This is a genomic window from Christiangramia sediminicola, from assembly GCF_031344135.1.
Taxonomy (GTDB): domain Bacteria; phylum Bacteroidota; class Bacteroidia; order Flavobacteriales; family Flavobacteriaceae; genus Christiangramia; species Christiangramia sediminicola.
Map to the genome: position 1 here is coordinate 1 of NZ_JAVJIU010000008.1, position 11,265 is coordinate 11,265.

At 29.2% G+C, this 11,265-nt stretch carries 11 protein-coding genes and 2 pseudogenes; 12 read left to right on the plus strand and 1 reads right to left on the minus strand.

The features are described from left to right. The 12 genes and pseudogenes from RE431_RS15505 to RE431_RS15560 form a co-directional block, all read left to right on the plus strand. Positions 1-110 (plus strand): annotated as a pseudogene (locus RE431_RS15505) (IS1595 family transposase); the annotation flags it as partial. Next, on the plus strand, positions 103-1,359 hold the full coding sequence (locus RE431_RS15510) for a tetratricopeptide repeat protein (RefSeq protein WP_309562880.1): 1,257 nt from the start codon (positions 103-105) through the stop codon (positions 1,357-1,359). The pseudogene RE431_RS15505 and the gene RE431_RS15510, both read left to right, overlap by 8 nt. 147 nt (positions 1,360-1,506) lie before the next feature. After that, a complete protein-coding gene (locus tag RE431_RS15515) occupies positions 1,507-2,031 on the plus strand; it encodes a hypothetical protein (protein WP_309562881.1) in 525 nt (174 codons plus the stop codon). Between the two features lie 156 nt (positions 2,032-2,187). Then, entirely contained in the window at positions 2,188-3,579 is a 1,392-nt protein-coding gene (locus RE431_RS15520) for a sulfatase family protein (protein WP_309562882.1), read from the plus strand. Positions 3,580-3,737: 158 nt separating this feature from the next. After that, positions 3,738-4,217, plus strand: coding sequence for a GDP-mannose mannosyl hydrolase (locus RE431_RS15525; protein ID WP_309562883.1), 480 nt, complete (start codon positions 3,738-3,740; stop codon positions 4,215-4,217). A gap of 202 nt (positions 4,218-4,419) precedes the next feature. Beyond that, positions 4,420-4,983 carry a TetR/AcrR family transcriptional regulator gene (locus RE431_RS15530; RefSeq protein ID WP_309562884.1) on the plus strand — a complete coding sequence of 188 codons (564 nt, stop codon included), beginning with the start codon at positions 4,420-4,422 and terminating at the stop codon, positions 4,981-4,983. 64 nt (positions 4,984-5,047) lie between these two features. Next, positions 5,048-5,605 carry a carboxymuconolactone decarboxylase family protein gene (locus tag RE431_RS15535; RefSeq protein WP_309562885.1) on the plus strand — a complete coding sequence of 186 codons (558 nt, stop codon included), beginning with the start codon at positions 5,048-5,050 and terminating at the stop codon, positions 5,603-5,605. Positions 5,606-6,029: 424 nt separating this feature from the next. Further along, a complete protein-coding gene (locus tag RE431_RS15540) occupies positions 6,030-7,097 on the plus strand; it encodes a PAS domain-containing protein (protein ID WP_309562886.1) in 1,068 nt (355 codons plus the stop codon). A 21-nt stretch (positions 7,098-7,118) separates the two neighbouring features. Continuing rightward, positions 7,119-7,295 (plus strand): annotated as a pseudogene (locus RE431_RS15545) (histidine kinase dimerization/phospho-acceptor domain-containing protein); the annotation flags it as partial. A gap of 18 nt (positions 7,296-7,313) precedes the next feature. Beyond that, positions 7,314-7,787: a sensor histidine kinase gene (locus RE431_RS15550; protein WP_408914520.1), complete on the plus strand. Its 474-nt coding sequence runs from the start codon at positions 7,314-7,316 to the stop codon at positions 7,785-7,787. 157 nt (positions 7,788-7,944) lie between these two features. Next, positions 7,945-8,958, plus strand: a complete 1,014-nt coding sequence (locus RE431_RS15555; RefSeq protein ID WP_309562887.1) for a DHH family phosphoesterase — start codon at positions 7,945-7,947, stop codon at positions 8,956-8,958. 26 nt (positions 8,959-8,984) lie between these two features. After that, positions 8,985-9,314: a hypothetical protein gene (locus tag RE431_RS15560; protein ID WP_309562888.1), complete on the plus strand. Its 330-nt coding sequence runs from the start codon at positions 8,985-8,987 to the stop codon at positions 9,312-9,314. Between the two features lie 231 nt (positions 9,315-9,545). On the opposite strand, the gene RE431_RS15565 is transcribed toward RE431_RS15560, so the two are convergent. Beyond that, entirely contained in the window at positions 9,546-10,928 is a 1,383-nt protein-coding gene (locus RE431_RS15565; protein WP_309562889.1) for a 7TM diverse intracellular signaling domain-containing protein, read from the minus strand. Positions 10,929-11,265: the final 337 nt, after the last annotated feature.

An 11,265-nucleotide genomic window follows, 5' to 3' on the forward strand; every position in this document is an offset into this window, starting at 1 on the left:
GGAAATACTTACAGTTGTATCTCAACGAGTTTATTTACAAATTAAACAGACGGTATTTTGGAGACAAACTCTTTGACAGACTAGTAATTGCGAATATAACAGGTGCATAAACGGATAATCAGAAAAAAATTAAAAGAAAAAATACTTTTACAAAAAACTAGAGATGAAAAGTCAGGAATCAATGAATTTGATGAAAAATTTATTGAGGACAATACCGAAAGATCTCTCAATGTACTTATTGTCGATTTAAATACATATTATACCTTAAATAAAGGCAAAAAAGACATCACAAAATTAACAGCTTTAAAAAATAGATTTACTGATTTATTATCTTTTGACTCTAAAGACTATCAATTATTCTACCATTATTCAAGAATATTAAAAGAATTTTCAGACAAACCGAGTGAACTAAAATTCCTAGAGAAATCTTTAAAAATTAACCCTAAATCTCCTAGAACAAAATTTTCTATTGGAAAGCATCATTTTTATAATGGAGATTATAAAAATGCTATTGAAACTTTTAACGAATTAATTGAAAATAAATATAATAATCCCAAGATATCGTGTAGAGTGTTCAGCTATTCTCTTACCAAATTAAACTTACTTTGTTTATTATACCTTAATAAATATAACTCTATATTAGATATTACTAAAAACTGGGAAAATGATATAAATTGGAGTGCTATCTATGGAACTTATAGAGCGTCTGCCTATAAAAGACAATCTGAGGAACTCAAAAATGAAATACCAAAAAGAGAAGAATTAATATCTAAATCAATCAAAGTATTTAATAAAATATTCAAAGAAGGTGATTATCCAATTTTCGCATGTATTGAAGCAAAAAAAATATTACATGAATTTGATTTTGTTGTAACTAACAATTCATATTCAAAGAAAATAAAAAGTATTTATATCTCATTTATAGCTAATCACTTTTTTAATATAATTTCTCGTTTAAGAGGAGAAAGTATAGATTCAAAGGAGTCAAAAGATTTATTAAGTAAAGTTTATAATACTGACATAGAGATTAACCCTCTACACAATGTTAGTTGGTATTCTGAAAATTCAACTTCAATTTATGATAAAGAACATATTTCGGAATTAGAAGAAGAGGGATACACTATTGTCGAAGTTTATAATATTCCAGAAAAAGATAATGGCCTTTCAAATTTTATATTTGCTAAAGACAAACAAGAAAGGCAATTTTTTTTAGTAGTTGCTTATTATGAAAGTGGATGGAACGGATGGGGTTATATTGAAATAGGAACGTTATTGGCTATTAAATATGATTATATATTACCCGTAGACAAAGCGACACCGGCAACGGAAATCAAAGAAATTGACCAATATATAATATAAAACTCATTACAACAACGTATATAAAAAATAGCGATTTTAGTGCCTAAACGAAAGAACAATAATAAAATAAAGGTTAGTTATAAACCGTAAATTTAGCACTTAAAACCCTCTACGTTCCATACACAAGTCCATTGGCAAATAAAAAAAATGAAAGAAATTATATTAAAGTTAACCATTGTGTTATCAATACTTACAATATCTATTCATAATATTCATGCGCAAGATAGTATAAAGAAAAATTCTATTTATACAGAAATTGGAGGAAATGGAGTTTTATATTCTATAAATTATGAAAGACTATACAATGTTTCTAAGTTAATTAATATTACTTCCAGAATTGGTTATGGTTATTTTACAATCAACAGAATTAAAGCAAATTCTATACCTTTTGAAATTAATGGGTTGTATGCCATAGCTAAACAAAAACACTTTATTGAAATAGGTAGCGGAATAACATATTTAGATACTAAGGACTTAAACGATGACCCTCTTGATATAACTGCTTTAATTTATGCAGCTCGATTAGGTTATAGATACCAAAAACCAACAGGTGGTATTATGTATAGAATTGGTATTACACCGTTGTATGATTTTTATTCTGACAAACAAAATTTAATAAGAAGCAAAGTATGGTTCTTAATAGGTGGAATTTCTATAGGTTATAACTTTTAAGTAAAACAACATAAGCATACACCTGCTATACTTTATAAAGGTGCTGGCCTACTCCATAGTTTTGTATATATTTACAAAATCCGCTAAATATAATTTTGTGCAAAAACTCAAGCTTACAGCAAATAAAAAAATTAGCAACACCCAATACCTCTCATTATGAAAAAACATTTATGCAGCATTATTCTCCTTTTATTAATGGGTAGCCATTTATGGGCTCAAACAAAACAACCTAATTTTTTAATTATTTTAGGAGATGATATTAGTGCAAAAAACATAGGATGTTATGGTACTAAAAACCTAAACACCACTCCCAACATAGACAAACTGGCTAATGAAGGTATGGTATTTAAAAACATGTTTGTATCCGAAGCAATTTGTGCACCCACCAGAGCAGAATTGTACACCGGATTAACGCCAAACAACAATGGATGTAATTTTAACCATGCTGCAACCAAAAAAGGAACGCTTAGTATTGTTCAACATTTAAACACATTAGGGTACCGAGTAGGCTTAACAGGTAAAACACATTTTAGACCTGCCTCGGTGTATCCGTTTGAATTTATTGATGGTTTTACCAAAAATGCCAACTACAATGGTACTCCTCCAGAAAATTGGGATGGGGTAACAGAATTCATCAATCGTGATAAAAACCAACCTTTTTGTTTAATTATTTGTTCAGTACATGCTCATGCCCCATGGAATGCTGGAGATAGTTCTTTATGGGATCCAAACACTATAACACTCCCTAAAAACTTGGCAGACACCCAACAAACACGTGAATATTTTACTGAGTATTTAGCCGAAATAAAACTTTTTGACGAACAAGTGGGGCGAGCAAGAAAACTACTTAAAAAAAGCAATATAGAAAACAATACTGCTTTAATTGTTTTAGATGAAAACGGTGCAGGTATGCCAGGTAGTAAATGGACTACTTACGACATGGGGGTTAGATCTGCCTGCATTATAAAATGGCCAAAAGGGCAACGTAAAACAGTAACCAAAGCCATTACACAGTATTGCGATATTGTACCTACGTTAATTGATGCTGCTGGAGGAAACGTTCCATCAAACTTAGACGGTAAAAGCTTACTGCCTATAATTACAGGAACCAAAACAACACACAGGGAGTACGCTTATTTTTTATACAATAATTTAAAAGAAGGTCCAGAATATAAAATAAGAGCCATTACAGATGGTACCTACAAATTTATTTGGAATACATCTCCCAATAACCTTTACGCTATCCGTGTTATTAATGGTTTTGATTATGGTTATGTTGATAAAATGGAAGACAGGCATGTTCGTAAAATGTATCTTTCTTGGTTGGCCAAAGCTGGTTACGACAAAAATGCTAGTAAAATTGTTAATAGATACAGAAATAGACCTGAATTTGAATTGTATGATTTAAATAACGATCCTGAAGAAATGAACAATCTTGCAGATAAACCTGAATTTACTTCCAAATTAAACCAACTAAAAAATGCTCTTTTAGAACATATGAACACACAAAACGATTCATTTTTACAAAAAGACAAAACCGACTCATAACCTAACGTTTACATAAAACAACTAGTAACTTTCTGTTTACTCTCAAAAAATATTTCATCAATTTTTAGGACATCTATAGCAAATTTCCATCAATATAAATTTTAAGAACACAAAGAGTTAAATAATTTTATATTTATGGGTATTAAACAAAAGACAATATGCTTCCTAAAAAAGATTATATACAAGTCGTTAAAAACACTCCTTTGGTTTCTATAGATTTAATTATAGAAGATGCCCAAGGCAACATACTTTTGGGGTACAGATTAAACAATCCTGCCAAACACACTTGGTTTGTTCCTGGTGGTGTTATTAGAAAAAATGAACTTTTTACAGAAGCCTTTAAACGTGTTTCTTTAAATGAGTTAGGATTTGAAATCAACTTAACCGAAGCTATTTTTATTGGGGTTTATGAACATATTTACCCTACCAATTTTGCAGATACAAATGATTTTGGAACGCATTATATTGTTAATGCTTTTCATGTAAACATCAAACAAAATAACATAGAATTGCCCAAAGCACAACATGCAAAATATTGGTGGGCAACTAAACAGGAGTTGTTAACCCACAAAGATGTTCATACCAATACCAAAAACTATTTTAATCAATCTAAACCTTTTAGCAATTACACTTCTTAAATTGATTTTTTGTTACTTTAAAATTTACACATCTCCTCTAATTCTGTAATGTACAGACTCTTTTACGGGTGATGAATCAGTCATTACACAGAAACTAAACACCTATAAAACAAGCACTTAAACACATATCGTGTAAATTTATGTCACAAATATTTTTTTATTACTAACCGATTGTTTAGTTTTGTATCGTATTAGAACAACAATGGCAAGAAAAAAAGAATATATAGAAGCAGAAGTTATCGAGAAAGCGATGAATTTATTCTGGAGAAACGGTTACGAAACCACTTCTATGCACATGCTTGAAAAAGAAATGGGCATTAATAAATTTTCTATATATGCTAGTTTTGGAAATAAGAACGGAGATTTTTTAGAAAGCATTAAATGTTACAAACAAAAACTTAACAAACTTATTTTGCCATTAAAAAACTCTAATGAGGGTGTTGCAGCCATCAAACAATACTTTTATGATTTTGTTGAGTTTACAAAAGAAACAGAATTTGGTAAAGGGTGTTTGGTAACCAACACAGCAAATGAAATTGGTGAAAATGGAGATGAAAAAATAAAAACTGAATTGGTAAAATTTACCAACGAGGTAAAACAGGTATTTACCCAAAAATTAGAACAAAACACAAACTTAGAACCCTTAAAAATAGAAGAACAAGCAGATTTTTTAATCATATCTATGTTCGGATTGTCATCTGCCACCAGAGTATTTAGCAACACACAATTAAACCACTATATAGAAAACATATTTAAAAACATTTAACATTTTTTTTAACCCATAACTAAACGATTGTTTAGTTTTAAATTAATCATTAAAAACAAAAATCATGACATCATTAAAAATTCACAACATTGAAACTGCCCCTGAAGCAAGCAAACCATTATTAGAACAATCTCTTAAAGCCATCGGAATGATTCCTGGATTGCATGGTGTATTGGCTGGAGCTCCTGGAATTTTAGAAGCTTACCAAATGTTACACAAGTTATTTACAGAATCTTCTTTTAACAACGAAGAATTAACCGTTGTTTGGCAAACCATTAACGTAGAGCACGAATGTCATTATTGTGTACCTGCCCATACTGCTATTGCCGGAATGATGGAAGTGGATTCTGAAATTAGTAATGCTTTAAGAAATAAGACAGCATTGCCTACAGAAAAATTACAAACATTACATGAGTTTACTTTAAAAGTAGTACAAAACCGTGGACATGTAACCTCAGAAGATTTAAATACTTTTTATGCTGCTGGTTATGAAGAAAGACATGTCTTGGAAGTAATTTTAGGATTGTCTCAAAAAGTAATTAGTAATTATACCAACCACATTGCCAACACACCTGTAGATGCTCCTTTTCAAAAATTTGCTTGGGAACCTGCTACCAAATAAGATATTGTTAAAAAATAACAAGTCCATACCATTTGGTATGGACTTGTTATTTTAAATTATGCACTATCAATTTTACTTTTTACCGTAATGTTTGTAGACAACTTAATAAATTTCACATATTAAAACATCTAACTAACTCATTATTAGCAAAAAACTACATGTAATAAAACAGCAAGTATCAAAATAGGAAACAACACAAAAATTTAATATTTAACTAAGAATAAAATCTACTACACAACTAGTGATTACTGATGTTTTTTACGTATATTACACTATAAGCCTTTATACTTTTAAATACTAAAGCTTTTGTTTTAGTAACTTAAAAAAGGATTTTCTACATCCTTTTTTAAAATATAAAGAGGATATGACTGTTTCTATTCTACCCTATTGAATAGATTGATTTTGGACTCAAAAAGAACAACTTATGATTAATATAGACCTCCCTACAGTATACTTTAGCTATATTCTAGTAAATATTATTAATCTGCTACTAAGTAGTTTTTTATATTTTCAAATAAAAAAAAGATTCCCAGGTACACTATTAATTGTCCTTAGTATGTTTATGAATACTACAGGAAATATTTTAGTGTTTTTAAGAGATCATATTCCTGATTGGCTCTCTATACCCGTAGCCAATGTTTTTATTGTTTCTTCTTTAATCTCCATGTTTGTAGGTCTAGAACAGTTTGTAAAGAAAAAGAGTTCTACGGTACCTCACTTTATTTTTATTTTCATTTTTTTTATCATCCATAGCTACTTTACATTTATAGATCCCAATTTAAAAGCTAGACATTATAATATTACCATCGGTTTTCTATTCTATAGTATTTTTATAGTCCACCTAATGTTTATAAGAACTCCTAAAGCTTTACGTAGTACCACACGCCCAATAGGATATGTTTTTGTTCTTGTTTTCATCATTCAACTTTTTCGTGTTTATTTTCTAGTCCAAAATACAGAATCAACAAAAAATTATTTTTCATCTAGCTCAGGAGAATCCATATTTATTATGTTATGGGAATTAATTGTTATTCTACTGGCCTATAGCCTTTCTTTAATGTATAACAAAAGGTTAATTATTGATGTAAATAACCAAGAAGAAAAATTCTCTAAAGCTTTCCATTCTGCTCCATTTATTATTGTATTGTCTAAACACAGCGATGGTGAAATTTTTGAAGTAAATAAAAAAATTGTAACTATTTCTGGTTACTTACCCAATGAGTTGATAGGTTCTAAAACTATCGATTTAAAACTATGGGGTGATGATGAAGAACGTTTAAAATTTATGTCTGATTTAAACTCAAAGGGTTCAGTTATAGAACATGAATACTTATTCCGTAAAAAATCTGGAGAACTATTTCCTGGGTTAATTTCTGCTGAAATTGTGAATATTAACAACGAACCTTGTATTATTTCTGTTATAAACGATATTACTAACAGAAAAAAATCAGAACTAAAACTACAAAAAAGCGAAGCATCTTTAAGAAAATAAAATTCTACAAAAGACAAATTCTTTTCCATTATTGCACATGATTTAAAAAGTCCATTTAATGGTATTTTAGGGTTTAGTGAAATATTAAGCGAACAAGTAAAAGCGAATAATTATGAGGGGATTGATGAATATGCAGAAATTATTAATACCTCTTCTAAACATGCTGTAAACTTATTATCTAATTTAATGGAATGGGCCATGTCTCAAACGGGTAAAATGGATTTTAATCCAGAATTTGTAGACATGGTTGTGATGATTAAATCTACAACAGAATTACTAAGAACCTCTTTAGAAGAAAAAGCAATCAACATTCACTTAAACTTACCCACGAACTTAATTCTATACGTAGACAAAAGAATGATAGAAGTAGTGTTTAGAAACCTTATTTCTAATGCTATTAAATTTACTCCTAAACAAGGAACTATTTCTGTGGATACTACAGAAAAAGAAAACCTATATTTATTTTCTGTAACAGATAACGGTGTAGGAATTAAGGAAGCCCATATTGATAAATTATTTAGAATTGATAGCACCTACTCTTCTCTTGGAACCAATAACGAAAGAGGAACTGGTTTAGGACTTATTCTTTGTAAAGACTTTATAGATTACCACAAAGGTAAAATTTGGGTAGAAAGTAAACATAATGTGGGTAGTAAATTTTATGTCTCTATCCCTAAATCTTACCATTAAACCGTTGTTTTAAAAAGTGAAAACTTCTAAAATAAAAACAATCCACCTATAAGAGCCATACAAATTCATCTTTAATGATACCTTTGCGTAGTTTTTAAACCAAAAGACAACAAATTATAATTCAAAGCCAAGCAAAGGCCATTTACATATACTAAACATGAATATTTACCAACAAATTGAAGCAGAAATTCAAGCGGCTTCAAATATTATAATCACGGCTCACAAATCTGCAGATGGAGATTCTATAGGATCTTCTTTAGGATTGTTACATTTTATTGAAAAACTAGGAAAAAAAGCCACTGTATGCCATCCCGACAAAGCTCCTAACTTTTTATACTGGTTAGACACTTCTGCTATTTTATTAATGGAGGAGACTCCAGAAGCTGTAACCAACGCTTTTAAACATGCTGATTTAATCTTTTGTTTAGATTACAATGCTACCAACCGTGTAGGACCAGAAATGCAGGCATTATTAGAAGAATGTACGGTTAAAAAAATAATGATAGACCATCATTTAAATCCAGAAGATTTTCCATTCCTAACCGTTTCTGAAACTTCTGTTTGTTCTACCTCACAACTTATTGTGGAACTTATAGAGCAATCGGGATCTATCCATTTATTAGATGAAAACATAGGAACTCCTTTGTACCTTGGAATTCTTACAGATACTGGAAATTTTAGATTCAACTCTGTACAACCAAGAACACATGAGATTATTGCCAAATTATTAACGGCTGGTGTACAACATCATCTTATTCACGAAAAACTTAACGACACCAATACCGAAAGTCGTTTGCGTTTACAAGGGTATGCCATGAGTCAAAAACTAGAAATTTTATACGACTATAACGTAGCCATAATTTCTTTGTCTAAAGAAGAATTAGCAACCTACAATTATAAAAAAGGAGATACAGATAGTTTGGCCAATACAGCATTGTCTATAAAAGGAATGAAAGCTGCCATTGTTTTTACAGAAAGAGATGGAATTATGAAAATTTCTTTCCGTTCTAAAGGAGTAGAAAATCCAGTAAATATATTAGCTGCAAATCATTTTAATGGTGGTGGACACGCAAATGCTGCTGGTGGAATGAGTGAATTATCCGTTCAAGAAACATTAGAGAAATTAAAAGAACTTATTCCTCAATATTTTCCTAAAGAGCAACAAAACTAATTTATAGTTATTTAACACCTGCAATTATGACACAACAATATTTTTTAAATGAAAATGTTTTTATAACAGAATCCGGAACAACAATAAATGATGATAATGCTACCTTATATTTTTCTGAAGAAGCATTTGCTGAAATTTTAAACAAAGCGGAACATTATGGAATTTCTATATATGATATTAAATCTACATCAACGATAAGTGGAGAAGCAGGTAAGTCTGTAAACCATCTAACTCTAAAGAAAAAGGCAACAGATTCAACCTGGTATAGAGGTGCTTTTAAATCTTTGAAAAATCATCAAAAAGGATATATATATGCTGCTACCTATAAAGTTTCTAAAAAATTATTGAATAGATAATTACAAGTCAATAATTGGTTCCTAAAATAAAAATCCTGTTATGAATCATAACAGGATTTTATTTTTAAACAATCACCCATGTTTCTATGAAAACTATGAGAAGGATCATTTATACCAAATATTCCTATCTAGTTGTAGTGGTATTCTTTTTCTTGAACTAGCTGATTTTTCGAACAACAAAAGGTAACCTTTAGTTGTTGTAGAATTGATTGAGAATTAATGAATTTATTTTCACTGATTTTTTATTTTAGTAAAAACATCGATGGCTTCATTTTTATTTTTAATGTTTAATTTTTCATATATATTTCTAATATGATATTTTACAGTATTTAAAGACACAAATAAATCTTCGCCTATACGTTTGTTTGTATATCCTTTGTAAATTAAAATTAATACTTCAATTTCTCTAGCAGATAAATCGTGTTTAGATTTTAAAAGTTCCTCCATCTTGTGAGACTCCTTTAAATTGGATTTTTTTAAGACTTGTAAATCGTTAAGATATTGGTTTATTTCTTTTTTGAATCGATCATTCTCCTCGTGTAGAATTTTTATTCTATATGTAATTGCATAGGTTAATATTAGCATTTCAAATAAGGCTCCGAATTTCACGGTGTTTAAAGATACTGAAAAGGTATTTAACCCCCAATTACGAGGAATTACAAACAAAAATGAAGAAAATAAAATTAGGGAATAACCAAATACAAAGAATTTTGCGAATTTATATTTTTTAGAAATAATAATTCCAATACACCAATAATGGAGTAAAACAAGCATTGAAAAAGTATCTCCAATGGCTACAAATAAAAACTTACTAGTAAAAACAAAAAGTAAATAACTAATAATTGTAACTAAAAGTAATACAATTCCAATGAAATTGCTTTTAGGTAAATAATATTTTATGTTTAAAAATTGATTAGCGAACAATGCTCCAGATAAGCACAGTAGAAAATGAGTTAAAATTCTATGAAATCTTAAATAAGAATCTGGAAATGTACTATTAAACAGACCATCATAATCCAAAAAAATAATAGTAATTAAAATTAAAAAAAAACAATAAAACAAAAAGGTTTTGTCTTTTAGAGAAAAATAAAAGAAGCTATTTATAATTAAAACCATCAGCACAAAACCATAGAAAATTCCGTTTACAAAAAATCCATATTTCTCCTTTAATTGAGATTTTTTAAAAGTGTTTACATGTAAAGGAAAAAAAACTTCGTAATTAAAATAGACCTTAAAATAATAGATATTGCTCCGAGACACAGTATCAATTAAAAGAGACAAATGTGAATTGTCTAATTCTTTCCATGGGATGATTTCGTTATTTTGATATACCGTAATTTTATGAATATTAGATTCGGGTAAATCAAAAACAATACTTTCATCAATTGGTTGTTCATCTAAAATAACTTTAAACCAATACACTCCATTTTTAAAACCGATGTTTGGGCTTTCTAAATTCTTTAACTTTTGTTTTGAAATAGTTTGAATTGTTTCTACATCCTTTACATCTTCCAAATATGAAATTGAAAAATTAAGCTTATCAGCTTCGTCTATTTTAGAGCAAGAACTCAATAGAAAAATTATAATAAAAAAAACAGAAGTAAATACCTTCAAGTTGGGGAATATTTAAGTTACAAACTTAACAAAGTATGTAGAATTAAGATTATATATTAGGTAAACATTTTTCAAAAATCTCTATAAAAATATTATTCCAACATCTGTAAACATTTCACACAAACCCAGTAAAAACAATAGAAAGAAACAAAAACTACCCGTTTCGGGTAGGAAAACAGAGTAATACAACACATAATTTTGCCTAAGAAATTTTTCTGATTCTCCGCAAACACACCTAATATTTTTAGTATATTAGCGCTCAAAAAGCAGGGATTATGAACATATTCAGTTTTACGGCTCATTTCGGTTCGGAGGAAGATTGTCGTTTGCATTTCAA

Bases quoted from the DNA above. Each gene is read 5' to 3' on its own strand.
- RE431_RS15520 (WP_309562882.1), top strand. From the start codon at position 2,188: ATGAAAAAACATTTATGCAGCATTATTCTCCTTTTATTAATGGGTAGC.
- RE431_RS15535 (WP_309562885.1), top strand. From the start codon at position 5,048: ATGACATCATTAAAAATTCACAACATTGAAACTGCCCCTGAAGCAAGC.
- RE431_RS15525 (WP_309562883.1), top strand. From the start codon at position 3,738: ATGCTTCCTAAAAAAGATTATATACAAGTCGTTAAAAACACTCCTTTG.
- RE431_RS15555 (WP_309562887.1), top strand. From the start codon at position 7,945: ATGAATATTTACCAACAAATTGAAGCAGAAATTCAAGCGGCTTCAAAT.
- RE431_RS15530 (WP_309562884.1), top strand. From the start codon at position 4,420: ATGGCAAGAAAAAAAGAATATATAGAAGCAGAAGTTATCGAGAAAGCG.
- RE431_RS15560 (WP_309562888.1), top strand. From the start codon at position 8,985: ATGACACAACAATATTTTTTAAATGAAAATGTTTTTATAACAGAATCC.
- RE431_RS15550 (WP_408914520.1), top strand. From the start codon at position 7,314: ATGGATTTTAATCCAGAATTTGTAGACATGGTTGTGATGATTAAATCT.
- RE431_RS15515 (WP_309562881.1), top strand. From the start codon at position 1,507: ATGAAAGAAATTATATTAAAGTTAACCATTGTGTTATCAATACTTACA.
- RE431_RS15540 (WP_309562886.1), top strand. From the start codon at position 6,030: ATGATTAATATAGACCTCCCTACAGTATACTTTAGCTATATTCTAGTA.